Annotated in this window: 20 protein-coding genes; 14 read left to right on the forward strand and 6 right to left on the reverse strand. The window is 72.3% G+C overall.

Annotated features, from left to right (window positions below; all coding sequences use genetic code 11):
• Positions 1-314 precede the first annotated feature (314 nt).
• A complete protein-coding gene (locus HET64_RS09695) occupies positions 315-1043 on the forward strand; it encodes a hypothetical protein (protein ID WP_215103813.1) in 729 nt (242 codons plus the stop codon).
• Positions 1044-1179: 136 nt separating this feature from the next.
• On the opposite strand, the gene ppk2 is transcribed toward HET64_RS09695, so the two are convergent.
• Together ppk2 and HET64_RS09705 are read right to left on the reverse strand one after the other, a co-directional pair.
• A complete protein-coding gene (ppk2, locus tag HET64_RS09700) occupies positions 1180-2148 on the reverse strand; it encodes a polyphosphate kinase 2 (RefSeq protein WP_215103815.1) in 969 nt (322 codons plus the stop codon).
• 135 nt (positions 2149-2283) lie between these two features.
• On the reverse strand, positions 2284-3345 hold the full coding sequence (locus HET64_RS09705) for an ATP-dependent DNA ligase (protein ID WP_215103817.1): 1062 nt from the start codon (positions 3343-3345) through the stop codon (positions 2284-2286).
• A 76-nt stretch (positions 3346-3421) separates the two neighbouring features.
• Here HET64_RS09705 and ligD point away from each other — a divergent pair, with 76 nt between their 5' ends.
• Both ligD and HET64_RS09715 read left to right on the forward strand, forming a co-directional pair.
• The gene (gene ligD, locus HET64_RS09710) at positions 3422-4450 is read left to right on the forward strand and encodes a non-homologous end-joining DNA ligase (protein ID WP_251145067.1); all 1029 of its coding nucleotides are present in this window, start codon (positions 3422-3424) and stop codon (positions 4448-4450) included.
• The gene (locus tag HET64_RS09715) at positions 4447-5514 is read left to right on the forward strand and encodes an ABC transporter permease (RefSeq protein WP_215103819.1); all 1068 of its coding nucleotides are present in this window, start codon (positions 4447-4449) and stop codon (positions 5512-5514) included. Before ligD ends, HET64_RS09715 begins: the two co-directional genes overlap by 4 nt.
• 14 nt (positions 5515-5528) lie before the next feature.
• On the opposite strand, the gene HET64_RS09720 is transcribed toward HET64_RS09715, so the two are convergent.
• Together HET64_RS09720 and HET64_RS09725 are read right to left on the reverse strand one after the other, a co-directional pair.
• Positions 5529-7766, reverse strand: coding sequence for an OmpL47-type beta-barrel domain-containing protein (locus HET64_RS09720; RefSeq protein ID WP_308369937.1), 2238 nt, complete (start codon positions 7764-7766; stop codon positions 5529-5531).
• Complete coding sequence (locus HET64_RS09725; protein ID WP_251145068.1) at positions 7763-10267, reverse strand: ThuA domain-containing protein; 2505 nt, start codon at positions 10265-10267, stop codon at positions 7763-7765. Before HET64_RS09725 ends, HET64_RS09720 begins: the two co-directional genes overlap by 4 nt.
• A gap of 271 nt (positions 10268-10538) precedes the next feature.
• On the opposite strand from HET64_RS09725, the gene HET64_RS09730 reads away from it, so the two are divergent.
• Positions 10539-11588: a multicopper oxidase domain-containing protein gene (locus tag HET64_RS09730; RefSeq protein ID WP_215103821.1), complete on the forward strand. Its 1050-nt coding sequence runs from the start codon at positions 10539-10541 to the stop codon at positions 11586-11588.
• 81 nt (positions 11589-11669) lie between these two features.
• Here the strand turns inward: HET64_RS09730 and HET64_RS09735 are convergent, their stop codons facing one another.
• A complete protein-coding gene (locus HET64_RS09735) occupies positions 11670-13898 on the reverse strand; it encodes a DEAD/DEAH box helicase (RefSeq protein ID WP_215103823.1) in 2229 nt (742 codons plus the stop codon).
• Positions 13899-14058: 160 nt separating this feature from the next.
• Positions 14059-14844 (reverse strand): IclR family transcriptional regulator, encoded by a 786-nt coding sequence (locus HET64_RS09740; protein WP_215103825.1) that lies wholly within the window; start codon positions 14842-14844, stop codon positions 14059-14061.
• 199 nt (positions 14845-15043) lie between these two features.
• On the opposite strand from HET64_RS09740, the gene HET64_RS40045 reads away from it, so the two are divergent.
• The 10 genes from HET64_RS40045 (at position 15044) to HET64_RS09785 (ending at position 26031) form a co-directional block, all read left to right on the forward strand.
• The gene (locus HET64_RS40045; RefSeq protein WP_374105550.1) at positions 15044-15160 is read left to right on the forward strand and encodes a putative leader peptide; all 117 of its coding nucleotides are present in this window, start codon (positions 15044-15046) and stop codon (positions 15158-15160) included.
• Positions 15161-15453: 293 nt separating this feature from the next.
• Complete coding sequence (locus HET64_RS09745) at positions 15454-16476, forward strand: ABC transporter substrate-binding protein (RefSeq protein WP_215103827.1); 1023 nt, start codon at positions 15454-15456, stop codon at positions 16474-16476.
• Between the two features lie 17 nt (positions 16477-16493).
• Positions 16494-17519, forward strand: coding sequence for an NrtA/SsuA/CpmA family ABC transporter substrate-binding protein (locus HET64_RS09750; protein ID WP_215103829.1), 1026 nt, complete (start codon positions 16494-16496; stop codon positions 17517-17519).
• A complete protein-coding gene (locus HET64_RS09755) occupies positions 17516-18400 on the forward strand; it encodes an ABC transporter permease (RefSeq protein WP_215103831.1) in 885 nt (294 codons plus the stop codon). The genes HET64_RS09750 and HET64_RS09755 overlap by 4 nt, the downstream gene beginning before the upstream one ends.
• On the forward strand, positions 18397-19179 hold the full coding sequence (locus tag HET64_RS09760) for an ABC transporter ATP-binding protein (RefSeq protein WP_215103834.1): 783 nt from the start codon (positions 18397-18399) through the stop codon (positions 19177-19179). The genes HET64_RS09755 and HET64_RS09760 overlap by 4 nt, the downstream gene beginning before the upstream one ends.
• The gene (locus HET64_RS09765) at positions 19180-20064 is read left to right on the forward strand and encodes an ABC transporter substrate-binding protein (protein ID WP_215103836.1); all 885 of its coding nucleotides are present in this window, start codon (positions 19180-19182) and stop codon (positions 20062-20064) included.
• A gap of 5 nt (positions 20065-20069) precedes the next feature.
• Entirely contained in the window at positions 20070-21143 is a 1074-nt protein-coding gene (locus HET64_RS09770; protein WP_215103838.1) for an LLM class flavin-dependent oxidoreductase, read from the forward strand.
• A 280-nt stretch (positions 21144-21423) separates the two neighbouring features.
• Entirely contained in the window at positions 21424-22218 is a 795-nt protein-coding gene (locus tag HET64_RS09775; protein ID WP_215103840.1) for a VOC family protein, read from the forward strand.
• A gap of 114 nt (positions 22219-22332) precedes the next feature.
• Positions 22333-22587 (forward strand): WhiB family transcriptional regulator, encoded by a 255-nt coding sequence (locus tag HET64_RS09780; protein WP_026290061.1) that lies wholly within the window; start codon positions 22333-22335, stop codon positions 22585-22587.
• A 60-nt stretch (positions 22588-22647) separates the two neighbouring features.
• Entirely contained in the window at positions 22648-26031 is a 3384-nt protein-coding gene (locus HET64_RS09785; RefSeq protein WP_215103842.1) for a hypothetical protein, read from the forward strand.
• Positions 26032-26057 lie beyond the last annotated feature (26 nt).

Consider the following 26057-nt stretch of genomic DNA (forward strand, 5'->3'; position numbering starts at 1 on the left):
CACCCCATCACCCGACCCCGGCGAGACCGGTCCGGGCTGCCCCGGCGACACCCCGTCCCCCTCCCCGGCGGCTCCTTCTCCGGGCGAGGAGACCCCGGGCGGCCAGGACGGACCCGGCGATCCCTGTGCGCCGGGCGAAGGAGCCGGTGGCTGAGCCCGGTAGGGTCTGCGCGTTTCGCACCCGGCTCGGCACCGTCGCTGCCCGGGCCCGGATATGCGCGTCAGCGGGAAATACTCAGGTGGAATTCCGTTTACGCCGGGTACCCGGGAAGGTGAAGGCCCGCAGGGGTCCTTCACTATTCTGGGAGGAACCAGTGACGAAGAAGGTATTTCTGGCCGTGGTTTCGGTGTCTCTGGGGGCGGCCGCGCTCGTCGGATGCGGCGGGGAGAAGAGCGGCGACGAGGCGTTCGGGGGAAAGAGCGCGGACACGATCGCGGCGGACGCGGTCAAGGCGACGCGTGACGCGAAATCCTTACGGGTCACGGGAAACGCCCGGCAAAAGGGTGGGAACGAGATAGGTCTCGACTTCCATGTCGACGATCAGGACCGGTGCAAGGGCACGATGACCGGCCGGGGAGCCAAGGCCGACGTCCTCCAGGTCGGGCAGCAGGTCTATGTGCGCGGTGACAAGAAGTTCTGGCAGAACTCACTGCAGGGCAGGCCCGGTACCGACGGGGCGATCGAGCAACTGCAGGGCAAGTGGGTGAAGTCCGAACAGGGGCAGTCCGGCACCGAGGGAATGTGTGACAAGCAGGCGTTCCTGGCCTCGCTGGACAGCGACAAGTCCGAGCGGAAGGGATTGAAGAAGGGCGACACCACGGAGATCGACGGGAAGTCGGTACTGGCCCTGGAGAAGAAGCAGTCGGATGGTGAGAAGATCACCATGTACGTCGCCACCGAAGGTGAGCCCTATATCCTCAAAGCGGTCACCGAGGGCGGAGACGCACCGGGTGAGGTCGTGCTGAGCGATTACGACAAGAAGGTCGAGGCGCAGGCGCCGGCCGACGCTGACGTGGTAGACCCGAAGAAGATATCGTCCTGACCGGAAAAGCACATTGCGCGTGAGGCGTGATGCATGACGTCTTTCGCGCGGTGCGTTTCCGATCCCGGCACGCGGAGTTCCTTCCCCCTCCTCCGAGGGGGAGGGGGCCGGTGCCGTGGGACGGAACGCTCCGGGGTCACGCCCGCCCGGGATGGTCGCCGGGCCCGTGGGCCCCGCCGGTCAGGGGGGTGGGCGAGAGATCCGTCCGTTCCTCACCCGGCTCCAGCAAGGTGTCCGCGGGACCCACGATGAGCGGATCCGGGGCTCCTACGCCCTTCTCATCCTTGCTGTCGTAGTCGAAACGCCACAGAAGGCTGCGCATCGCCTCCAGCCGGCCGCGCTTCTTGTCGTTGTTCTTCACCACGGTCCACGGCGCGTACGCGGTGTCCGTGGCCCGGAACATCTCGACCTTCGCGGCGGTGTACTCGTCCCAGAGATCCAAGGAGGCCACGTCGGTCGGCGACAGTTTCCACTGGCGTACCGGGTCGACCTGCCGGATCGCGAAGCGGGTCCGCTGCTCACCGCGGGAGACCGAGAACCAGAACTTCACCAGCAGGACACCGTCGTCGACGAGCATCCGCTCGAACTGCGGGGCCTGCTTCAGGAAGTGCCGGTACTGCTCCGGTGTGCAGAAGTCCATCACCCGTTCCACCCCGGCCCGGTTGTACCAGGAGCGGTCGAAGAAGACGATCTCGCCGGCGGTCGGAAGATGCGCCACGTACCGCTGGAAGTACCACTGCCCGCTCTCCCGCTCGGTTGGCTTCTCCAGGGCGACCACGCGCGCCCCACGCGGGTTGAGCCGCTCGGTGAACCGCTGGATCGTCCCGCCCTTGCCCGCCGCGTCGCGGCCCTCGCACAGGACCACCAGCCGCTGCCCGCTCTCGCGGACCCACCGCTGGAGCTTCAGGAGCTCGATCTGAAGGAATCGTTTCTCCCGTTCGTACTCCCTGCGGCGCACCCGCCGGTCGTACGGATGGTTCTCCCGCCACGTCTCAAGAGGCCGGCCCTGTTCGTCGAGGAGCACGGGCTGCTCGGGGCGCCGGCCGTCGACGGTCAGTCCCTTCAGCAGCTCCGCGGGGTCGGTGTTCCGGTCGTCGTCGGTCATGGTCGTGTCCCCCGTTCGCTTCGCATGGTCCGGTGCGGCGGGAGAGGACCCACCCGCCGCGGATGAGCCCTCTCCCGCAGGTGAATGTTCCCCGACAATCGCCGGGCATGTCCGGGCGGGCGCGGGGAGCCGGGGTCAGCCGGCTGACAGCACCTCGGACAGGTCGAAGGAGACGACCTCCTCCAACTGCGCGTACGTACAGCCGGCGGGGGACCGGTCGGGCCGCCACCGACGGAACTGGGTGGTGTGCCGGAACCGGTCGCCCTCCATGTGGTCGTAGGCCACCTCGCACACCCGCTCCGGGCGCAGTGGCACCCAGGCCTGGTCCTTCTTGCCCGACCAGCGGTTCTGCGTCCCGGGCAGCCGGGACTGCTCGTGCGCCGCCGCCTCCGCCCAGGCGCCCCACGGATGCTCGGCGAACTCGACGCGCAGCGGCGCGAGTTCCTCGGCCAGCTCGGCGCGCCGCTTCATCGGGAAGGCCGCGCAGACCCCGACGTGCTGGAGCACGCCGTCGGCGTCGTACAGGCCGAGCAGGAGCGAGCCGACGACCGGGCCGCTCTTGTGCTCGCGATACCCCGCCACCACGACGTCGGCGGTCCGCTCGTGCTTGATCTTGTACATCGCCCGGGCGTCCGGCCGGTAGGGGAGATCGAGCGGTTTCGCCACGACCCCGTCGAGCCCGGCGCCCTCGTACCGTTCGAACCACTCCCGGGCGACCTCGATGTCCGTGGTGGCCGGGGCGAGGAACACGGGCGCGGACGCTTCCGAGAGCGCGGCCCTCAGCACCTCCCGCCGTTCCGCCTGCCGAGCGGGGAGGAGGGAGGTGTCGTCGACGGCGAGGACGTCGAAGGCGATGAGGCTCGCCGGGGTCCGCTCGGCGAGCAGCCGCACCCGGGAGTCAGCCGGATGGATGCGCTCGCCGAGCCGTTCGAAGTCGAGCCGCCCCTCGTGGGCGATGACGATCTCCCCGTCGATCACACAGCGCGGCGGGAGGTTCTCCCGTACGACGTCGACCAGGTCGGGGAAGTAGCGGGTCAGGGACTTGCCCGTGCGGCTGCCGATCTCCACTTCGTCGCCGTCCCGGTACACGATCGCCCGGAAGCCGTCCCACTTCGCCTCGTAGCTCATGCCCGGCGGGATCTTGGAGACCGACTTGGCGAGCATCGGCTTCACGGGCGGCATCACCGGCAGGTCCATGCGCCGATTCTGGACCGCGGCCCCGCCCGTGTCTCCCGATGTGCGGCATATGTGCGACCCGCCTACGGTGGCCGTCATGGGAGCAGCGGTGGAGCTGGACGCGGGCGGACGGGCCGTGAGGCTGTCCAACCCCGACAAGGTGTACTTCCCGGAGAAGGGCTACACCAAGAGGGACGTGGCCGAGTACTTCCTGGCGGTGGGGCCGGGGATCACCCGGGCCCTGAACCACCGGCCGACCACGCTCCAGCGCTTCGTCGACGGGGTGGAGGGCGACTTCTTCTACCAGAAGCGCGCCCCGAAGAACCTCCCCGAGTGGATCCCCACCGCCCGCATCGCCTTCCCCAGCGGTCGGCCCGCCGACGAGATCTGCCCCACGGAGCTCGCCGCCGTGATCTGGGCCGCCAACCTCGGCACCCTCACCTTCCACCCCTGGCCGGTCCGCGCCGGGGACACCGACCGCCCGGACGAACTCCGCATCGACCTGGACCCGCAGCCCGGCACCGACTACGCCGACGCCGTCACCGCCGCCCACGAGCTGCGCTCCGTCCTGGAGGACCACGGCGTACGGGGCTGGCCCAAGACCTCCGGCGGCCGGGGCATCCACGTCTTCGTGCCCATCGAGCCCGCCTGGACCTTCACCGAGGTACGGCGCGCCACCATCGCCGTCGGGCGGGAGCTGGAGCGGCGGATGCCCGAGCGGGTGACGACCGCCTGGTGGAAGGAGGAGCGCGGCGAGCGGATCTTCGTCGACTTCAACCAGACCGCCCGCGACCGCACCATCGCCTCCGCCTACTCCGTACGTCCCTTCCCGCACGCCCCGGTCTCCGCGCCGCTGCGCTGGGAGGAGATCGACGACGCCGAACCACGTGACTTCGACATCGTCACGCTCCCGGTGCGCTACGCCGAACTCGGCGACGTGCACGCCGACATGGATCAGGAGGCGTTCCGGCTCGACGCCCTGCTGGAGCTGGCCGACCGGGACGAGAAGGAGCGCGGGCTCGGCGACATGCCCTATCCGCCGGAGTATCCGAAGATGCCCGGTGAGCCCAAGCGCGTCCAGCCCAGCCGCGCCCGCCACGATGACGACGACGGCGAGATGGCGTGAGCGAGGGCGGTGGCCGGCACGGCGCGCACGGGCGGACTCCGACGCTCCGCGAGCGCTGGGAGGCGTACAGGAACAGCCCGTTCCTCCCCGCGACCGTCCTCGTCCTGATCGTCGCCGCGGCGGCCGGTCTCTTCGCCGGCTCCTACACGTACGCGATGGCCGACCCCACCCCGCACCGCATCCCCGCCGCCCTGGTCACCCGGCCGTCGGTGGAGCGGGGCGAGGCGTTCGTCGCGGGCATGGAGAAGGCCCTGGACGCCTCCCTCGAACTGCGCGACTACCCCGACGTCGCCGACGCCCGCCGCGCCATGGACGAGCAGAAGGTCTTCGCCATCGTGCGCGCGTCCGACGGGGGAGTGGCCCTCGACGTGGCCGGAGCCTCCGGCGCGTCCGTGGCCGAGCTGCTCGGCAAGGCGGGCCTGGAGGTGGGCGACGCCACCGGGGTCGAGGTCACGGTCCGGGACATCAAGCCGCTCCAGCGGGGCGACCCGCGCGGGCTCGCCCTCTTCTACATCTCGCTGGCCGCCGTGATCATGGGTTTCCTCGGCGCGATCCAGCTCAGCGTGCACGCCCACGGCCTGAACCCGGCCGAACGCATCGCCTTCACCGTCGCCTACGCCCTGCTTGGCGGCTTCGCCATCGCCGCGGCCGTGGACTGGTGGCTCGGGGCGGTGGACCTGCCGTTCGTCCAGTCCTGGCTGATCCTGGCGTTCACGATGTTCACCTCCGGCATGGTCTTCACCATGTTCAACACGTTGATGGGCCGCTGGGCGATGATCCCCACCTGGGGCGTCATGGTGCTGCTCGGCAACCCGTCCTCCGGCGGCGCGGTGTCCTGGCCGCTGCTGCCCTCGGCGCTCGGGCACATCGGCCGCTGGCTGCCGCCGGGAGCCTCCGTCAACGCCCAGCACACCGCCGTCTACTACCAGGGCCACCAGTTCGTCTTCCCGTACCTGGTCCTCGCCGGCTGGGCGCTGGTCTCCTGCACGGTGTTCTGGGTGTGGCGCCACCGACACCCCGGTGGCCGCGTCCGCACGCCGGAGCATGCGGACGCGGCCACCTGAGCGAGCCGTGCGGTCTACAGCTCCTTGATCCGGATGTCGCGGTACGAGATGACGTCGGTGACGCCGTGCACCTGGAGCCCGATGTAACCGGAGGCGAACCGCCGGCCGTCGGTGCCCGGGTCGTCGCCCCGCGGCGGCTCGAAGAGCTGGCCACCGGTGTTGTCGAACTCGTTGATCAGGACACCGTTGCGGTAGATCTCGTAGTGCTGGTCCACCACCTTGATCTCGTAGTCGTTCCAGGTGCCCTTCGGCGTGACCCCGGCGCCGCCGAGACCCACCCGGTCGAAGCCGTAAACCGAACCGGTCTTGTACATGTCGCCGTCCGGCCGGTCGTTGATCTGGATCTCATGGCCGTACTTGATGGCGACCCACTCCGGACGCGACTCCTCCGGGTGGTCGTGGACCTTCGGGAAGCGGACGAAGACCCCGCCGTTGGCGTTGCCGCTGCCGGGGGCGTCGTCCCGCCACTGGAGCTTGAGCGAGTAGTCGCCGTAGGCCCGGTTCGGCAGCCACAGCATGCCCATCCCGTCCACCGTGGTGGAGCTGGTGATGGAGCCCTCCTCCTCGTTCAGCTCGAACTTGCCGCCGCCCACGTGGCTCCACTTGGCGAGCGAGGCCGCCGTGCCGTCGAAGAGCTTGGTGTAGCCCTCGGACTGGCCCGGCTTCCCGATGCCCGACTGCTTGGCGGCCTGGTTGATCGCCCTGCGCTCGCGCTGGTCGATGACGCCGTCGGCCTTCAGCTTGTCGAGCACCGACGTCACGTGCTTGAGGAACAGCGCGTGGGAGGACCAGTCCTTCTCGTCCTCGATCAGCTCGTTGACCGTGCAGCGGTTACGGGTGATCCGGTTCGGGACGCCCGTGTCGACCGTGCCGACGAAGACGGTGTGCCGCTCGTCGAACTCCGCGCAGTTCGGCGCGGGAACCCCGCCGCCCTGGGCGATGGTGAACGACACCTTCTTCGCCTCGGAGGTGTTGCCCGCCTTGTCCGTCGCCCGGTGGGCGATGGAGTGGTGGCCGACCCGGTCGACGATCACCGGGGTGGTGTACGCCAGGTAGGGGCCGCCGTCGAGGGAGTACTCGACCTTGTCCACGCCCGAGTCGTCGTCGGTCGCCGAGACGGTCGCCTTGGCGCTGGTGATGAACGCGCCGTCGCTGTTCTTGTCGCCCTCGACCTTCACCGAGGTCTCCGGAGCCGTCTGGTCCTGCGACGGCGGCTCGACCACGGTGAAGTCGACGGACTTCTCGGCCGCCACGTTGCCCGACCGGTCGGTGGCGCGGTAACGGACCTTGTGCTCGCCCAGCTCGTGGACCATCACCGGTGCGGTGTACGGCTGCCACGCGCCGTCCGCGCCGAGCGCGTACTCGATGGTGTTGACGCCGGACCCGGTGTCGGAAGCGGTCACGGTGACCGTGGCCATTCCCAGGTACGCGCCCGCGTCGTCCTTCTCGCCCGAGACGGTCGCCGAGGTCTCCGGCGGCGTCTCGTCGTCGGTCGGCGGCGCGGCGACCGCGAAGTCGACGGATTTCTCCGCCGCCACGTTGCCCGCCTTGTCGGTGGCCCGGTAGCGGACCGTGTGGTCGCCGACCTCGTTCACCACGACGGGCGCGGTGTAGGGCTGCCACGCGCCGTCCGCCCCGAGGGCGAACTCGACGGTGTCGACGCCGGAGCCCGCGTCCGTGGCCTCGATGCCGACCGTGGCCTGGCCGATGTACGCGCCGTCACCGTTCTGGTCGCCGTCGACCTTCGCCGAGGTCGCGGGGGCCTCGGTGTCCTCGCCACTGCCTTCGGTGACGGTCAGGATGCCTTGCATCATGCCGTGGCCGGGGATCGTGCAGTGGTAGAAGTACCGGCCGGGCGACAGCGTGACCTCCACGCTGTGCTTGCCGCCCTCGGCGTCGCCCGGGTTGGCCAGGATGTTCAGCTGGACGTCGTTGTTGAACTCCGGGTCCGACACGCTGAACGTCAGCGTGTGCGGCATGCTCGTCGTGTTCCCGGTGGCCGTGCTGTTCTCGAAGACGATGGTCGCCTTGCCGGCCACCGCCGTCTTCGGCGCGGACAGATAGCGGTCGATCGGGTCGCCCGCGGTCCAGTTCAGCACCTGGTCGGCGGCGGCCGCCGGGGGAGCGTCGTCCCCCTTGCCGTACGCGGCCGTCGAGGTCAGTCCGAGGACCATCAGGAGGGAGGCCAGCAGGGCCACCCAGAAGCTCGGCGGGCGATGCCGTCCGCGTGTCAGGAGCGAGTGGTGTCTCACTTCGCCGCCGCCTTTCCGACGAGATCCTTGGCGGCCGGGGTCGCGGCGCCGCCCTTGTACGTCACGCGCCACAGCGCCGACTTGGGGTCGGAGGTGAAGAAGCCGCGCCCGTAGTCCAGGACGTACAGCGAGCCGTCCGGCGCGAACTTCCAGTCCATCAGGTTGCGGATGCCGTCCGCCCCGACCGGGATGATCTTCTTCAACGACTCGGCGTGCGTGGGTAGTCCGCCCTTGCCGACCGTCTTCGGGTCGGTGAGCACGGCGTGCCGGGGCTGGGTGTCGTCGTAGAAGTCGCCGACGAACCACTTGCCGTCCCAGTAGGCGGGCCACTTGGCGGTGGACTCGCTCTGCGCGTCGTAGCGGTAGACCGGGCCGTTCATCGTGGCCTGCCCGCCGCCCTTGAGCCAGGGGAGCAGTTCCTTGCTCTCCTCCGCCTTGTAGCTCGGTACGCCGTTCTCGTCGCGCGGGTAGTCGACCCCGCCGCCCTGCGGGGAGTACCAGATGGTGTTCGGGGTCACCGGCGGGATCTTGACCAGGCCGTCGTTGTGCGGCGACTCGTTCTTCGGGGCGTCGCAGTCGTACCAGCCCAGCGGCTTGCTCGGGTCGGGCAGATTACGGTCCCGGTAGGGCTGGTTGTTGCCCATGCAGTACGGCCAGCCGTGGTTGCCCGCCTTGGTGATCGCGGCGAACGTGTCGTACTTCGCCGGACCCCAGGTGGTGGACGGGGCGCCCGCGTCGGGGCCGACCCAGCCCGCGTACAGCGTGTCCGTCGCGGTGTCGATCGAGATCCGGGCCGGGTTGCGCACACCCATCACATAGATCTCGCCGCGGGTCTTCCCGCCGCCCTCGTCCGGCTCCTCGCCGGTGAAGAGGTTGCCGGACGGCAGGGTGTACGTGCCGTCGTCCTCCGGGTGGATCCGCAGGATCTTCCCGTTCAGGTTGTTGGTGTTGCCCGCGGTGCGCCGCGCGTCGGCGAAGCCGACGCCCTTGTAGTTCGGCTCCGGGTTGTTGCCGGAGTAACCACCGCTGAATCCGGAGGAGTTGTTGTCACCGGTCGCGATGTACAGGTTGTCCTGCGAGTCCCACGCCAGGCCACCGCCCGCGTGGCAGCAGCTGTTGATCTGCACCGGCCAGCCGAGCAGCACCTTCTCCGAGGCCAGGTCCAGCTTGTTGGTCGCGGAGTCGAAGGTGAAGCGGGAGACCTGACGGGTCGCCATGCGCTTGTCGCGGTCGATCTTCGCGTGCGGGGTGTAGTGCAGATACACCCACCCGTTGGACGCGAAGTCCGGGTCCAGCTCGATGCCGAGCAACCCCTCCTCGACCTTGACCAGTTCGTCGCCGCCGCCCTTGTTTCCGAAGACGTCCAGCGCACCCGCCAGGGTGACCTTCCCGGTCTTCGGGTCGTAGACGTGGATCTCGCCCTTGCCCTTGCCGATGTTCGGGTCGTTCCAGTCGATGACGACCGGGACGGAGCTGTCGGCCCCGCCGCGCCCGATGTAGAAGACCCGGCCGTCCGATGCGGTCACCAGACCGTGCGGCTCGCCGATCTGGTCGTTCTGGCCCGGCTGGTTGGGCTGGGTGACGCGCTCGGCGGTGTAGTTGGAGGTGATCGTCGCCTTGCAGTCGGCCTGCGAGGTCCGGTTCGTCCAGGCGAGGGCGCCGCGCAGATGGTCGCGGAAGTCGGTCTCCGCGAAGCTGTCCGCCGTACCGCCCATGGCGGTGTAGAAGGACCGGCCGCCGTCGTAGTCGCGGCACCAGGAGACCGGGTGGTCCCAGCCGTTGGCGCTCGCGCCCGGCTTGTACGTCAACTCCCGCACACGCGCCACGGTGTGCACCTCACCGGACGGGTTCTTCGTCCAGTTCAGCCACTTGTCGGGGCGCTTCCACTCCAACGGCAGGTTCTTGGTGGCCGGGTGGACCCGGTCACCGATCTCCACCGTCGCCCGCTGCGCGGACGTCGGGCTGTTCGCCGCGGGACGCGCTCCGACCAGTCCGGTGAACCAGTCCGAGTACGGCTCGGTCCGCGCCGCGTCATGGATGCCGAGGAAACCGCCGCCCGCCTCCATGTAGGCCTCCAGGCCCGCTTCCTGCTCCGGGTCGAGGACGTCGCCCCCGCCGGTCAGGAAGACGACGGCGTGGAACGAGCCGAGCCGCTTGCCGTTGGTGAAGACCTTCGGGTCGGACGTGGCCACCGTGGTGAACCGGCCGGCCTCCGGGCCGCTCAGCCCGATCTTCTCGATCGCCGCGATCCCGGCGTCCGTGTACGGAGCCTCGTCGCCGGCCGACGCGTGGAAGACCAGCACCTTGACCTGCTTGGCCGCGCCGGGCGGAGACGGCAGGGACAACGTTGTCGCCATCTTCTCCACCAGGGCCCGGTCCGGCGACGGATCCGCGCTGGCCGGGCCGCCGCTGCCCAGCATGGACACGGTCAGTGCGCCGGCCGCCACGGCCGCCGCGAGGCCGCGTCGTGATCTGGACCGGTGATGTGATGCGCGCTGCATGTGGTCACCCACCCCTCTGTGGTCACTGCACCTCTCGGTGACTGTGGCTTACTCACTCTTCGTCAGTACCTCTTGATTCACTGCGACAGCGCACGAAGCTAGACCTCTTTTCGCGGTCCGCCAATAGGTATGGCAGCAATCGTGTGAACTTTGTCCTGGGTGTGGATAAACGGGGATGCCCCGGCTACGGTGTGGCCCGTTCCGGGATCCCGTGAGCGCCGTTCCGTTTCGGCGGCATCGCCAGTTTCCTTATCGCAGTGGGGAGTTCGACATGGACCGAAGGACCTTCAGCCGGCGGATGCTGGTCGGCGGCGCAGCCGCGGCGGCGACCGGCGTGACATCGTTGTCGCTCGGGGCGGTGGAGGCGAGCTCCGCCGAGAACCCGCCGCGCACGGCTCCGGCCGGCGGTGTGGTGCGCCGACTGAAGATGTACGCCGAGAAGTTGCCGAACGGCGAGCTGGGCTACGGTTTCGAGAAGGGCAAGGCCTCGATCCCCGGCCCCCTCATCGAGCTGAACGAGGGCGACACGGTCCACATCGAGTTCGAGAACCTCACCGACGTCGACGCCAGCCTCCACGTCCACGGCGTCGACTACGACATCGCCAACGACGGCACCCGGATGAACAAGAGTCACGTCGAGCCCGGCGGCACCCGTACGTACACCTGGCGCACCCATGCCCCGGGCCGCCGCAAGGACGGCACCTACGAGCCGGGCAGCGCGGGCTACTGGCACTACCACGACCACGTCGTCGGCACGGACCACGGCACCGGCGGCATCCGCAAGGGGCTGTACGGGCCGGTCGTCGTGCGCCGCAAGGGCGACATCCTGCCCGACCAGACCTGCACGGTCGTCTTCAACGACATGATGATCAACAACAAGACGGCCCACAACAGCGTCAACTTCGAGGCCACGGTGGGTGACCGGCTCGAATTCGTGATGATCACGCACGGTGAGTACTACCACACCTTCCATATCCACGGTCACCGCTGGGCGGACAACCGGACCGGCATCCTCACCGGCCCCGACGACCCGAGCCGGGTCATCGACAACAAGATCTGCGGCCCCGCGGACTCCTTCGGCCTCCAGATCATCGCGGGCGAACGCGTGGGCGCGGGCGCGTGGATGTACCACTGCCACGTCCAGAGCCACTCCGACATGGGGATGGCCGGGCTCCTGCTGATCAAGAAGGCCGACGGCACCATTCCGGGCTACGAACCCCACCACGCGGCGGGCGGCGCGGAGAAGAAGGCCGAGGAGAAGAGCGGCACGAAGAGCGCCGGGGAGAAGGCCGGGAAGGGCGCCGGGGAGCACCAGCACTGACCCCGTCCGTGCCCTCGTTGGGCACGGGGCCCGCGGAGGGGGCGGGCCCCGTCACGGACGGCGGGCGTCGGGCGGGCCCGGTCAGGGGCGGCGGGGGTGGTCCGCGAGCCGCCGCTGCTCCTCCTCGACGATCCGCCGGGCCAGTTCGGCGTCGGAGACGTCCACCGCGTCCGGGGTGGTCTCCGCGAGATCGCTGCGGCGGGCGTACGCGTCGAAGAGCCGGTCCTTGCGGGCCAGCAGCTCCACCAGGCGCTGGTCGACGCTGTCCGTGGCCAGCAGCCGGTGCACCTGGACCGTGCGCACCTGGCCCATCCGGTGCGCACGGGCGACGGCCTGGTGCTCCAGCGTGGGCTTGATCTGCGGCTCGCAGAGGATCACCACGGAGGCGGCCTGCATGTTCAGACCGGTGCCCCCGGCCTGGATCTGGCTCAGCAGCACCGCGTGCCCGTTTACGGCGGAGAAGGCGTCGACGAGCTCCTGCCGCCGGGCCGGCGGGACGCTCCCCGAGAGCGGCCCGAAGGCGTCCGGTCCCAGGGCCTCGCCGACGGTCGCGAGGACCTCGCGGAAGTAGGAGAAGACGACCACCTTCAGGCCGGTCTCCCGCGCCTCGTCGACCAGTTCGCGCAGCCGCTCCAGCTTGGCGGAGGACCCGGGCGCGGCGTAGGCGGCCCGGCGCATCCGCATGAACCGCCCCGAGGCGACCGCCTCCCGGTAGGCGTCCCGGTCCCCGGAACCGAACTCCTCCCACTCGTCCACGTGGACCAGCGCCGGGAGTTCGGCCAGCACGTCGGCCTGGTTGCGGCGCAGATAGGCGGGGGCGACGGCCCGGCGGAAGGCTCGTGAACCGGCCGCGCCGTGCGTACCGCTGACCGACGGTGCGAGTTCGGGGCGGAGTTGGCGCACGAGGCTGCGGAACTCCTCGACCCGGTTCTCCATCGGGGTGCCCGTGAGGAACAGCACCCGCTCCACGTGCTCCGCCCAGCCGGCGACCGCCCGCGACCGGCGGGCCGCGGGGTTCTTCACGAAGTGGGCCTCGTCCACGACCAGCATCCCGGGCCGCACCGAGGCCGCCGCCCCGGGCAGCAGGTGCAGCGCGTCGAACGTGGTCACCGCCACCCCGCCGTTCTCCCGCCAGTCCGCGAACGCCTCGGTCCGCTCCGCACCGTGCACCGGCACGGCGCGCAGGGTGGAGCGGGCCCGGATCTCCCGGGTCCAGTTGATCAGCACGCTCGCCGGGCAGACCACGAGGAAGTGGCTCTCGCCGTGGGCGGCGAGATGGGCGAGCGCCGCGATGGCCTGCACGGTCTTGCCGAGCCCCATCTCGTCCCCGATGACGACCCGCTTCTGCGCCAGCGCGAAGCGCGCCCCGAACGCCTGGTAGCCGCGCAGGGACACCCGCAGATGCGTGTCGTCCAGGCGCAGCGCGCGTACCCGGTCCGCGATCCCGGCGGGCAGGAACCCCTCGGCGGCGTCCCGGTCCGGACCGCTGCCGGACAGCTCGGCGAGCAGGCTGTAGTACTCGGCGGACCGCAGCTCGAAGTCCACCCAGGCCTCGGCGGGCGACGCCGGTGACCGCAGCAGGTCGGCCGACGCCTGGGCGAAGAGCACCGGCAGCTCCCGCTCCACGGCGTCCGCCACGGCCGCGTGCACCGAGCCGACGGCCTCGCGCGCCCGCGCCCGCGCCTCCCGCCCCGTGAACAGCATGCGCAACCGGCTCCCGGCCGGTGCGGCCGCCACCACCGGCGGCCCGAGCCGCTCGGCGAGCCGGCGGGCCGCGTCCACCGCCCGCCGCGCGTCCGCACCGGCCTCGGCCAGCCGGTGCAGGGCGACGACCAGCGCGGTGCTGGTGTCGTCCGGGGCGTCCACGTCGATCCGCACCGAGACGGTGTCCCGCACGGCGTGGGCGAGCTGCGCGGCGGCGGCCAGCGCCTGATCGGCGGTGTGCGCACCGACGCCGGGGAGCTGCCGGAGCTCGTAGCGGTCCGTGCCGTGGACCTGCCCGACCGTGCCGAACCCGGCCTGTTCCAGCGCCCCGAGACGCAACCGCCCCTCCGTGACGTCCTTGAGCCGGGAGACGGGGATGGCGGCCAACTCCCGGCCCACCAGCGAGTCGAGCAGCGGATCGAGCACGGAGCGTACGGCGTCCACCGCGTCTCTCCGGTCCGCCGGCACGGCACGGGCGCTCTCCAGGAGCCGCTCCGCCCGGGCGAGCAGCTCCCGGACCGCGCCGCCCGTCGGCACCGGGCCCGCGGCGGCCCCGTGCGCGCGTGTCCCGAGGGCCGTGCCGCCCGCCGCCCCGCTCTGCTTCATGTGCGTCCTTCTGTTCCCGGAGGGTGTCCTACCGCTCCGGGACCGGTGTCTCACTGCCCCGGGACCCACTCCGTCGGCTTTCCCGCCATCGTGCCACGCACCGCCGACAGGCCCCGGGCGTGCACTCCGACAGTCGCGCGACGCGTCGGGCGGCAGGGCGCTACGCCCCGGCGGGCGGGCGGCGTTCCGCGGGGGAGAGCAGCAGCACCTCCAGGGCCCGGGCGCAGGAGCGGGCCTCGGCCAGCAGCCACTCGGTGCGCTCGGGAGTGATCACCTCCGGCGTGGCCCGAACGGCGAGGGCGAAGCGGGCGTGCCCCGCACCGTCGAGCACCGGCACGGCCAGGGTCCGCACCCCGAGCGCCGACTCACCGTCGTTCAGGGCGTACGCGTCGGCCCGCACGCGTGCCAGCTCCCGCTCCAGGGCGACGGGGTCGACGATGGTGCGGTCGGTGAACGCGGGCAGGGGCGGCAGCGAGCCGGGGCCGCCCTCGCCCGGCCGGGCCCAGGCCAGCAGCACTTTGCCCAGCGCCGTGGAGTGCAGCGGCCTGCGCAGCCCCACCTTCGGGGTGACGGAGCCGCCGGCCACGATCACCGCGTGCGGCCCGCCGCGCAGCGCGAGGTCCGCCGTCGCGCCGGTCCGCTCCGCCAGGTCGGCGAGCTCCGGCGCGGCCAGATGCAGCCCGCGCTGGTGGTACGACAGCCGGCCCAGCTCGGTCACGGCGGGGCCGAGACGGTAGCGCGACGTGCGCGGATCCTGCTCCAGGAAGCCGGCGGCGAGCAGCGTCCGGGCGAGCCGGTGGGCGGTGGAGACCGGGAGTCCGAGGCGACGGGCCAGGTCCGACGCGCTGAGGTCGGGGCCGTTGTCGTGGAAACAGTGCAGGACGTCGAGGGCCCTCCGGACCGCCTGGGCGCCGCCCGGGGCGCGTGCTGCCGCGGTCTCGGTCATATCGGTTCACTCTCCGCTCGTGACAGGGGAAGGGCGCTCCATCGTTGCCACATTACGGGAGCGGGGAAGGGGTTCATCCCTGATGAGAAACACGCCGTTCACATGGAATCCCACATCATGGGAAGCGAGTTGTCGGCCCGTCCGGATCCGTGGCAGGCTTCGGCCGTCCCCACCGACGAGCGGAAAGGAGCCGTGGACCATGTCCGGACGCACCGTCGTGCCGTCAGCCTCCGCCCCCGGCGTCCCGGTGCCGCTCGCTCTCACCGCGCGCCGCCACATCGACCTGGCCCGCGTCTCCAGCGCCGCCTGTCGCTGACCGCCGCCGTACACCGCACGCCGCGCACCCGGCCGCCGACCCGGTTCCGTCCGACACTCCGGTTCCGTTCCACGGTCCGGTAGCCCCCGGCCGATCCGCGGCACGCTCCGCCTCCCGCGTCCGCGCGAACGGTCCCCCAGCCGCGCACCACCCCGCGCCCCGCTTCCACGGGCGTAGCGGGGCGAGCCGGGCTGGACGGGGCGCGTACGGCAGCCGCGCACCGCATCGCACTCCTCGCCGTTCACCAGCCTCCGCCCCGCCCGCTCAGCCGAACCTCCCGGGAAGACACCTCCATGACGCATGCCGCCGTCCTGCCCCGCACCCTCTGGTTCACCCGTTGTCCCGTGCCCACGGCCACCGGCATCGCCGCCGACCGGCGGTGGCTCACCGACGAGTTCGCCCGGGACGGCATCGCGGTGCGCTCCTTGCAGGACGCCGAACCCGACGCCGACCCCGCCGCGCACTACACCCACGCCCTGCCCGGCCTCTTCCGCGAAGGCGGCAACGTTCCCGCCCTCTGGGCGCGTTCACGCGGCGAGCGGACCCGGCTCATCGGCCTCACCTGGATCGAGGAGCGCCAGAGCATCCTGGTCGCCCCCGGCTCCGGTCTGCGCGGAGCCGCCGCCCTGCGCGGATCGAGGATCGCCCTCCCGGTCCACTCCATCGCCATCGACTTCTGGCGGGCCATGGCCCTGCGCGGTTTCGAGGGAGCCCTCGCCTCCGCGGGCCTCGGCCTCGCGGACGCCGTCCCGGTCGACGTACCGGCCGACGGTTCCCGGGAGCAGTGGTCGGCCGAACTGGCCGCGCTGCGCCGGGGAGACGTCGACGCGGTGTACGTCAAGGGAGCCCTCGCCGTCGAAGCGGCCCGCCGGTCCGGCGCGGAGGTGGCCGTCGACCTCGACGACCTGCCCGACCCCGCCTTCCGGATCAACAACGGCACACCCAGGCCCATCACCGTCCACCAGGATCTGCTGGACGAACACCCCGGGCTCGTCGACCGCTTCCTTGCCGTCCTGCTCCGGGCCGCCGACTGGGCCGCCGACCGGCCGGACGAGGTCGACCGGATCCTCGGCGCCGAGACCGGTGCCGGGGCCGAAGGGGTCGCGGGCGCCTACCTCCCCGGCACCCACCGCACCCTTCACCCCGACCTCTCGCCACGCCGCCTCGCCCTGCTCGCCGCACAGGAGAAGGCCCTGCGCGCCCACGGCTTCCTCCCCGAGGCCGTCGACATCGACTCCTGGGCCGACCCCGCACCGCTCCGCCGTGCCGCCGCGTTGAACGGCATGCCCGCACTTCCGCCACCCGTCACTCCCTGACCCCGAGGACCTCCGCCATGCATGTCACCCGACCACTCCGTACCACCGCTCCGGCCGCCCTGCTCACGGCCGGCGCACTCCTCGCACTGAGCGCCTGCGGCACCTCCGAGGCGGACAGCACCGGCACCAACGGCTCCGGTTCCGGGAAGACCGTCGAGGTGCGCGTCCCGGACCCCGGCAACTCCGGCGTCCTCGCCCTCGGCAAGAAGGACGGCAGCCTGGACAAGGCCCTGGGCAAGGTCGGCGCGAAGGTGAAGTGGACCGGCAGCGCCGGACCCTTCGCCCCGGCGGCCCAGGCGATGAACGCCGACCAGCTGGACATCGCCACCGGCTCCATCACCTCCGGCATCACCTCCCTCGCGCAGCGCCCCGGCTTCCGGTTCTTCACCGCCGTCGACCCGGACGCCGCGGGCGAGGGCATCCTCGTCCGTGACGGCTCCGGCATCGACTCCGTCACCGACCTCGTGGGGAAGAAGGTCGCCGTCAACCAGGGCGGCACCGGCGAGTACCTGCTGCTCAAGGCGCTGGCCAAAGCGAAGATCCCGGCGGAGAAGGTGGAACGGGTCTACCTCCGGCCCGACCAGACCGCCGCCGTCCTCAACGCCGGACAGGTCGACGCCTGGGCCGTCTGGGCCACCTACGCGGTCGCCGAGATCGGCGGCGGCAAGGCGCACTTCGTCGCCGACGGCGCGGCCATCGGCTCCGACAACTACAGCCTCAACGCCGTACGCACGGGCTTCGCCGAGCAGCATCCCGAGATCGTCCGGGCGCTCTACGACTACCTCCACGAAGCCAGCGCCAAGGAGAAGAAGGACCCGGCCGCCTACCTCAACGTCTTCACCGACGTCGGTCCGACCGCCGTCACCGGCAAGGCGAAGGAGGTCCAGACCGAGATCACCGCCCAGGCCGGCACCGTCGACCCGATCGGCCCCGAGGACATCGCCCGCTTCGAGGCGGTCGCCGCCTTCTACGCCGAGCAGAAGGTCACCGAGGAGAAGGTCGACGTGGCCGCCCACCTCCTCGACGTGGAGAAGCTGACATGAGCGTGACCCCGGCGGCCGGCCCGGAGGGCCCTCCCCGCACGGACGCCCCCGGCACCGGCGACGCTCCGCCCCCCGGACTCGTCGCCCCTCGCCCGCAGCTGCGCAGCCCCCGCAGCCGTTCCTACGCCGTCACGGTGCGGGCGCTCGGCCCGGTGGTCCTGCTCGCCCTGTGGTGGGCGGCCTCCGCGACCGGGCTGCTGACCGCCGACGTCCTGGCCTCACCGGCGGAGGTGTTCCGCGCGGTGGGTGAGCTCTGGGGCAACGGGCAACTGCCCGACGCCCTCACCACCTCGCTGACCCGGTCCGGTCTCGGCCTGGTCATCGGCCTCGCCGCCGGACTCACGCTCGGCATCGTCACCGGATTCACCCGGCTCGGCGACGAACTCCTCGACTCCTCCCTCCAGACCCTGCGCACCATCCCCTTCCTCTCCCTCGTCCCGCTGTTCATGGTCTGGTTCGGCATCAACGAGACCGCGAAGATCCTCCTCATCGCCGTCGCCACCACCTTCCCCATGTACGTCTCCGCCTCCAGTGGCGTCCGCACCACCGACCCGAAGCTGATCGAGGCGATGCGCGCCTTCGGGATGAGCCGGCTCGGCATCGTCCGCGAAGTCGTCCTGCCCGGCGCGCTGCCCTCGCTCCTCGCCGGACTGCGGCTCTCCATGACGCTCAGCGTCATCGCCCTCATCGCCGCCGAGGAGATCAACGCCACCGCGGGCATCGGCTATCTGATGTCCCAGGCCCAGAGCTACGCCCGCACCGACATCCTCGCCGTCTGCATCCTCGTGTACGGACTCCTCGGCCTCACCGCCGACATCCTCGTCCGGCTCCTGGAACGTGTCCTGATGCCGTGGCGCACCCCGCAAGGAGCCCGCCGATGACCCGTGACAGGAAAGGGACCACAGCCGTACGGGTACGGGGGCTGCGCCGGGTCTTCGGCAGCCGCGCCGTGCTCGACGGACTCGAACTCGAGATCGCACGCGGGGAGTTCGTCGCGCTCCTCGGCGCCAGTGGCAGCGGCAAGACGACACTCCTGCGCATCCTCGGGGCGCTGGACGGGGCCGACGGGGGAGAGGTGCTGGTGCCCGAGAGCCGCACGATCGTCTTCCAGGAACCCCGCCTCGTACCGTCCAAGAAGGTCCTCGCCAACGTGACCGTCGCCCTGCCCGGGTCCCGTACGCCGGACGGGCTGAGGGCGCTCGCGGAAGTCGGCCTGGAAGGGCACGCCGGGGCCTGGCCCGCCACTCTCTCCGGCGGCGAGGCCCAGCGGGTCGCCCTCGCCCGCGCCCTGGTGCGGGAACCCGAACTGCTCCTGCTGGACGAGCCGTTCGCCTCGCTGGACGCGCTGACCCGGCTGAAGATGCACGACCTGGTCGACGAACTGTGCCGCAAGCACCGCCCCGCCGTGCTCCTGGTCACCCATGACGTCGACGAGGCCGTGCGGCTCGCCGACCGGGTGGCCGTCCTGCGCGACGGGCGGCTCGTCACCGACGAGCGCGTCGCCGTCGACCGCCCCCGCGACCCCGGAGACCCGGCCTTCGCCGCACTGCGCCGACGCCTCCTGGACGATCTCGGCGTCCCCGCCGCGCCGGGAGCCGCCACCGGGTCCGCCCCAGGACCCTCGACCACGCCCGCCCCGCTCTCCGTCGGAGTGATCTGAATGACCATCACCATCGGTGTCCACGCCAGCAATCCGTCCCTCTACCACCTCTACCACCTCACCAGGCACGGCTTCGCCCAGCAGGAGCTGGAGCCCCTCGGCGAGAGCGTCGCCTTCCATCCGTACAGCAACGGCGTCCGCACCGGCGAGCTGCTCAGCCGCGGCGTCATCGACTTCGGCGGCACCGGCTCCACCCCGCCCGTCACCGCCCAGGCCGCGGGCCACGACCTCGTCTACACCGCCGTCTCCGCCCCGCGCCCCGAGCACGGCGCCCTGCTGGTCCCCGAGGACAGCCCCCTGCGGACGGCCGCCGACCTCAAGGGTGCGAGGGTCCACCTGGCGATCGGCTCCTGGCAGACGCACCTGATCGCCAAGGCGCTCGACGACGCGGGACTCTCCTACGCCGACGACATCACCGCCGAACGCTCCACCGAGGACAGCGAACAGCTCCTGCGCACCGGAGCCGTCGCCGCCTGGGTCGCGCAGGGACCGCAGCTCGCCGCGGCCCGCCGCACCGGCGGGCTGCGCACCCTGATCCGTACCGGCGACGTCATCACCGACCGCTCCGTGTTCTTCACCCGGCGCGACCTCGCCGAACAGCGGCCCGAGATCATCGAGGCCCTCACCCGCGCGCTCCGGCGGGCGGACGACTGGGCCGCCGCCCACCCCCGCGACGCCGCGCGGATCGCCTCCGCCGACCTCGGCGGCACGGTCGACGACTGGGAGAGCGCCCTGGCCGCCCTGCCGTGGCGGATCGAGGCGGTCGGCGACGCGTTCCTCGCCGAACAGCAGGAGGCCGCCGACATCTTCCACCGCACCGGCTTCATCGAGCGCCCGGTCACCGTGGCGGACGCCGTCGCCCACGCGCCCGTGAAGGCGGTCTGAGGGACGTGGCCACCGAAGTCCTCTGGTACATCATCCCGCGCGAAGGCGCCTACCCCTGGGAGCCGGCCGGCCGGCGCCCCGTCGACCTCGGCTATCTCAGCAGGCTCGCCGGAACGGTCGAACAGCTCGGCTACAGCGGTGCCTTGCTCGCCACCGACCTCTACGACGTCTGGCCGCTCGGCAGTGCGCTGGCCGCGTCCACCAGCACCCGGTTCAAGCCGCTGCTCGCCGTCCACCCGGGGCTGATCTCACCGACCCTGCTCGCCAAGATGGCCCTCAGCTTCGACACCCTCTTCGGCGGGCGGCTGCGCTTCAACGTCGTCAACGGATCCACCAAGTCGCTCCAGGAGTACGGGCTCCATGTGGAGCACGACGAGCGGTACGAGCTGAGCGCCGAGTACTGGTCGATCGTGAAGCGGCTCACCGCGGGCGAGGTGTTCGACCACCGCGGACGCTTCTACGATCTGAGGGACGCGGGCGCGTCCTTCCGCGAGCTGAAGCCCGTCCAGGACCCGCACATCCCGCTCTGGTTCGGCGGCTCCTCCGACCCCGGCATCGAGATGGCCGCCGAACACGTGGACGTCTTCCTCACCTGGGGTGAGCCGCCGCACCTGCTGAAGGAGAAGCTGGAGCGGGTCAGGGCGCGGGCCGCCGCCCACGGACGCACCCTGCGCGTCGGGCTGCGGCTCCACCTCATCGTCCGCGACACCGAGGACGCGGCCTGGGCGGCGGCCGACCGGCTGCTGGACGTCACCAGCGAGGCCACGTACGCCCGGCAGCTCGGCGACCGGGCGGGCGAGGACGGCGTCGGCTGGCAGCGGCAGTTCCGCCAGCACGGCGGCAGGGTCCCCGCCCGCGCACGGGAGCTGGAGGTCCACCCCAACATGTGGCCGGGCATGAGCCTCTTCCGGCCCGGTCCCGGCACGGCGGTCGTCGGCTCCACGGCCCAGGTCGTCGAACGCCTCCGGGAATTCGAGGACTTGGGCGTCGACACCTTCATCCTGTCCGGCAACCCCCTGCTGGAGGAGGCCTACCGCGTCGCCGAGACCGTGCTCCCGTCCCTCGACGTACGGCGCTGAACGACATCGCCCGACGGCCGGGGCGACGCACCGGTCCAACGCTTGGCCCCGGCACCCCGGAGCTGTCTACGCTGAGCCGCGCGACCGAAGCGATCACCGTCGGCCCCGGCTCCCACCGGACCGCCCGGAGCCGGGGCCCCGCGGCTCCGCCGGTGTATCGCACCCCGGTCGGCCCCGCGCGGACTGCGGTCGTCGGCGCCCGGTGCCAGACTCGGAACGAGAGGAACCACCCGGCAGCACAGGACGAGCAGGATCACCCGGACCGACTGAGGAGCACGCCATGATCAGCCCCACCTTCCTCGACGGAGCGCCCAACTGGGTCGATCTCGGCACCCCCGACCTCGACGGGGCCACCGCCTTCTACCGGGAGCTGTTCGGCTGGGGCCTGATCCCCGGCGGCCCCGAGGTCGGCGGCTACGGAATGCTCACCCTGGACGGCCGGTACGTCGGCGGTGTGATGACGGTGTCGGAGGAGGAATCGCCCAGCGCCTGGTCGGTCTCCTTCCAGTCGCCCGACATCGCCGCCACCGCCGAGGCGGTGGAGCGGGCGGGCGGTGCCGCCGCTTTCGAGCCGATGGACGTGCTGGACTTCGGCAGCATGGGCGGCTTCACGGACCCGGCCGGGGCGTATTTCGGTGCCTGGCAGCCGAAGGAGCACCCCGGCTTCGGCGTCGTCCAGGAGCCCGGCTCGTTCCTCTGGGCCGAGCTGTACACCTCCGACGTCCCGGCGGCGGCGGCGTTCTTCAGAACCGTCTTCGGCTGGGGGACCGACCAGTTGAAGGTGGAGGGCACCGACTACACCTACACCACCGTCCATCCGGCCGGCGCCGGCCCGGACGCGTCGTTCGGTGGCCTGGTCCGGATGGGCGACGTCCCGTCCGAGGCCGCCCGTGGCCCGCACTGGCTGCCGTACTTCGCCGTGGCCGACGTCGACGCCACGGTGGCCGGGGCGAAGCGGCTCGGCGGCACGGAGACCCTGGCCGCCATGGATGTGCCCGGCGTCGGCAAGATGGCCAACGTCGCCGATCCGTACGGGGCGGTCTTCGCGGTCATGCGGCCCGAGCCGAGGCAGTAGCCAACGGCGGGGACCGCGGCCCCGGAGGCTCCGGCGCGTACCCCGTGGGCGCTTCCGGAGCGGATTGATGAATCGTTGATCAGTCGTTTATCGCCACCGGGCACCGTGTGCACCATGCTGATCAACACCGTGACCGACGACGCGCTCGCCTGGCAGGAGTCCGCGTTGTGCGCGCAGGCCGGGCCCGAGTTCTTCTTCCCGGCCCCGGGCAGTTCGACCCGCGAGGCCAAGCAGCTGTGCAACGCCTGCGAAGGCCGACTGGCCTGCCTGGAGTACGCCCTCGCCAACGACGAGCGGTTCGGCGTCTGGGGCGGGCTGTCGGAGAAGGAGCGCGAGCGGCTGCGCAGAGAAGGCCGCGACCGGGGCTGAACGCCCCCCACGCACCGTAAACCCTTGGGGTGTTCGGGGCGGGCCCGGCACAATCGGGCCATGACCGACGCACCGCCCCTCGTCCTCGCCGCCGCCCTGCTCGACGCGCTCGAACCGCTGTCCCACGTGGGGCGCATGAGCGAACTGGCGGTCAGAGCGGGCCGACTGGCCGCCCAGGGGTCGCTGCGCGCCGTCCTCGACGAACTGGAGGACGGCGATCCGTACGAACGCCGGATCGCGGTGATCGCCGCCGCGGTCGGCCGGGACGCCGAGTGGATCGGGGCGCACCTCGCCGACGAGGACGCCGTCGTGCGCGGGCACGCCCTGCGCGCCGCGCGGACACTCGGGGTGCCGGACACGGCGTACGAGAGGGCCTTCGCCGACGCACCCGCCGCCGTGCGCCGCCACCTCGTGCGGGCGATCGTCGCCGACCGCCGCACCGCGCTCGCCGACCGCCTGGTACTCGCCGAGCGCGACACCCACGGCGACATCGAGGCGGCCCGACTGCTGCCCGGCTGCTCGGCCACGACGGTCAGGACGCTGCTGCCCGAACTGCGGCGTTCCACGGCCTGCTGGTCCTCGCTCGGCCACCACCACCCCGGACCGGTCCTGGACTCCGCCGAGGAGGACCTGGCCGGACTTCCCGCGGCGGCCCGGGACGCCTGGTGGCACGGGTACGGACAACCCCGGGGCATCGCCGCCGCGACCCGGGCCTTTCCGCACCGGGTGCTCGACCTCCTCGAACGGTTCGGCCCCACCCGGCTCCCGGCGGTGCTCGACGCCCCCCTCGGGCAGCTCGTCGCCGCCGATCCGGTCAGGCTCGCCCGCCTCGCGATCAGGCCGGACGTCTGCGCGCGCGTGCTCCACGTGCTCAGCGGGAACCGGCTGCGCCGCCTCGTCCGCGCCCTGCCCGACACCCTGCTCGTCGAACTGGGCCGCAGCGCTCCGGACCCGGCGGGCCAGGTGCCCCGGATCCTCCGCGCCCTGCCGCCCGGCCGTCGCGCCGCACTCCACGAGGCGGTCACCGAGGAGAGGGGCGGGGGAGCGGCGGCGGCCACCGTCGACGCCCGGCTCCTGGACGCGCTGCCCCGCAACCGGGTCGCGGCCGTGGCCCGGCGGGCGGTGGACCGGGCCCGGGCCCGCGGTGACGACGCCGCCGTCCTCGACGCCGTGTCCCACCTCCCCTTCGACGAGGGACGCGAACAGCTCCTGACCGCCACCCGCGGGCCCGCCGCCGACGACCGCGCCACGGCCTGGGCGCTGCTCGTCGCCGGTGCGGGCCGCTCCGGTGATCCGGCCTCCGTCGCCACCGTGCTGGAGGACCTCCTGCGGCTGCGCAACGAGCAGGACCCCGTCCGCTCCACCGCCCTCACCGCCCTGGCCGGGGTGAAGCCCGCGCTCTTCACCGACGCGGTGGAACCACTGCTCGACCGCATCGCCGCCGATGCCGTGGAGGCCCGCGACTCCTCCGCGGCCACCCGCTCCGCCCTGGGCTCCCTGGCCGTCGGCGCGCTGCGCGAACACGCGGTGACCGGACAGCGCGACCTGCTCAACTGGGCACTGCGCACCCTGGTCCGGATCACCGGCACCAGCGGCAGCGCCGACTTCGGCCGGCTGGACCGGACGCTGCGCCGGGGCCAGGAGCACACCGTCTTCGACGCGCTGCGGCCCTGGCTCGAAGCGGGGGCGGAACGCTCCGACTACGGCCTCGTCCTGGCCCTGGCCCGCGCCGTGGGCCGTCGCGCCGACGCCATGCCCGGCCTCCAGGACCTGCTGTGGCAGGCGGTGAACTACGGGGACGCGGAGGCCGCCCGGAGCGCCGCGGCCCTGTGGCTCCGGGCCCCGGCCGGCCGGGACGAGCGGATCGAATCGCTGCTCGCCCGGCACCCCTCGGCCATCGCGCTCCCCGACGTCCGGCGCGCCGTGAGCCGCCGGCGGACGGACCTGCTGGCGGCGTACCTCGACGGGACACCGCCCCGGGGCCGGTTCCTCGCTCCCGGAGCGCACTGGGCCGTCGAGGTCGCCGGAGCCGAGCGCTGGACACCCCGTCAGCAGCGGTCCGCGCAGCGCGCGGTGGAGCGCACGGTCACGGACGAGAAACTGCCGCTGCATCTGCGCACCGCCGCCCTGGGGCAGCTCGCCCGGATACCCGGGCGGGGCGCCGACGCCGTACGCGCCTGGACCGACGACCGGGACGTGGTGCTCGCGGAGGCCGCGCTCGCCGCGCTCGCCCACACCGACCGGCCCGCCGAGTCCCTGCCCGAGCTGCTCGCCCGCGCGGGCGATGACCGGGCCCGCGTCGCCGTGTACGCGGCGGGCCGCGCCGCCGCGCACACCCGGCCCTCCCGGCTGGCCCCGCTGCTCGCCGCCCGCACGGGTCCCGGCACCGGCAAGGTGACGAGCCGCAAGGAGATGGTCCGCCTCGCCGCCGCCCTGCTGCCCCGCGCGGAGGCGGCCCGCCTCCTCGCCGACGCATACGGGCAGCCCGGCCAGCACCTCGACGTACGGGCCGCCTGTGTGGCCGCCGGTACGCCGCTGCTCACAGACGTACGCGTGTGGGAGATGACCGAGGACGCGGCGGGCGGCGAACGCGCGCTGCGCGTGGCGGTGTCGCGGACGCACCCGACGGATCTGGACCCCGCCCTGCGGCCGCGCTACGCCCGGCTGATCCAGGACGTGTGCCGCACCGACGACGACACGCTGGCCGCCCTCGCCCACACCGCCCTGGTCCCCTGGCTGCCCTGGGCCCCGCACGCGGCTGCGGTCCTGGTCGACGCGGTCACCGATCTGGACCGGCGGGGGAGGTGGCGCCCGGCCGCCGACGCCCTCGTGGACGCGGCGCTGACCACCCCGGAGGGCGTCGGCGCGCTGAACCGTGCCCTGTCGCTGCTGGCCACCGGCGAGACCGCGGACGACGCAGGGGCGGAGCGCGACCGGCCCGCCCGCCGCCGGCTCGGCCATCTGGCCCGGACGCTGTCGTTGCGGGCCGGTCCGAACAACCGGCCCGCCTCGGTGGTGCTCGCCGCCGCCGGCCGGACCCTGGCCGCCCACCGCGACCTCGTGCCGGACGCCGCAGCCCTGCTCTCGCGCTCCCTGGACCTGGCGGGGGAACCGGACACCCTGCACACCGAGCTGGTCGCGCTGGCCGCCCTGCACACCGGCCGCCCCGCGCTCGCCGCCAGGACCGCGGCGACGGTCGGCAGGCGGGTCGCCGGATACCGGGGGGCGGAGGCCGGCGACCCGGACGCCCTGCTGCTCGTCGTCGCACGGCTGGCGGGGACGGGTGATCCGGCCGAGGGGCTCCTCGCCGCGGAACTGACCGTGGCGTGCGGCCTGCGCACCGGGTGGACCGGGCCGTGGCGCACCCAGCTGCGGATGCTCCGCCAGCACATCTCGGACGACGTACGCGACGTGGCGTACGCCGAGGCCACCGCGGAGGAGTAGGGACGTCCCGGACCCTGCGGACCCGG

The organism is Streptomyces sp. McG3 (genome assembly GCF_018619185.1).
GTDB lineage: Bacteria > Actinomycetota > Actinomycetes > Streptomycetales > Streptomycetaceae > Streptomyces.

What these genes read in the sequence shown, in the direction of transcription:
- HET64_RS09750 (WP_215103829.1), top strand. Translation starts at nt 16,494, where the DNA reads ATGCATGTCACCCGACCACTCCGTACCACCGCTCCGGCCGCCCTGCTC.
- HET64_RS09725 (WP_251145068.1), bottom strand. Translation starts at nt 10,267, where the DNA reads ATGCAGCGCGCATCACATCACCGGTCCAGATCACGACGCGGCCTCGCG.
- HET64_RS40045 (WP_374105550.1), top strand. Translation starts at nt 15,044, where the DNA reads ATGTCCGGACGCACCGTCGTGCCGTCAGCCTCCGCCCCCGGCGTCCCG.
- HET64_RS09705 (WP_215103817.1), bottom strand. Translation starts at nt 3,345, where the DNA reads ATGGACCTGCCGGTGATGCCGCCCGTGAAGCCGATGCTCGCCAAGTCG.
- ligD (WP_251145067.1), top strand. Translation starts at nt 3,422, where the DNA reads ATGGGAGCAGCGGTGGAGCTGGACGCGGGCGGACGGGCCGTGAGGCTG.
- HET64_RS09740 (WP_215103825.1), bottom strand. Translation starts at nt 14,844, where the DNA reads ATGACCGAGACCGCGGCAGCACGCGCCCCGGGCGGCGCCCAGGCGGTC.
- HET64_RS09785 (WP_215103842.1), top strand. Translation starts at nt 22,648, where the DNA reads ATGACCGACGCACCGCCCCTCGTCCTCGCCGCCGCCCTGCTCGACGCG.
- HET64_RS09735 (WP_215103823.1), bottom strand. Translation starts at nt 13,898, where the DNA reads ATGAAGCAGAGCGGGGCGGCGGGCGGCACGGCCCTCGGGACACGCGCG.
- HET64_RS09755 (WP_215103831.1), top strand. Translation starts at nt 17,516, where the DNA reads ATGAGCGTGACCCCGGCGGCCGGCCCGGAGGGCCCTCCCCGCACGGAC.
- HET64_RS09760 (WP_215103834.1), top strand. Translation starts at nt 18,397, where the DNA reads ATGACCCGTGACAGGAAAGGGACCACAGCCGTACGGGTACGGGGGCTG.
- HET64_RS09765 (WP_215103836.1), top strand. Translation starts at nt 19,180, where the DNA reads ATGACCATCACCATCGGTGTCCACGCCAGCAATCCGTCCCTCTACCAC.
- HET64_RS09745 (WP_215103827.1), top strand. Translation starts at nt 15,454, where the DNA reads ATGACGCATGCCGCCGTCCTGCCCCGCACCCTCTGGTTCACCCGTTGT.
- HET64_RS09780 (WP_026290061.1), top strand. Translation starts at nt 22,333, where the DNA reads ATGCTGATCAACACCGTGACCGACGACGCGCTCGCCTGGCAGGAGTCC.
- ppk2 (WP_215103815.1), bottom strand. Translation starts at nt 2,148, where the DNA reads ATGACCGACGACGACCGGAACACCGACCCCGCGGAGCTGCTGAAGGGA.
- HET64_RS09730 (WP_215103821.1), top strand. Translation starts at nt 10,539, where the DNA reads ATGGACCGAAGGACCTTCAGCCGGCGGATGCTGGTCGGCGGCGCAGCC.
- HET64_RS09775 (WP_215103840.1), top strand. Translation starts at nt 21,424, where the DNA reads ATGATCAGCCCCACCTTCCTCGACGGAGCGCCCAACTGGGTCGATCTC.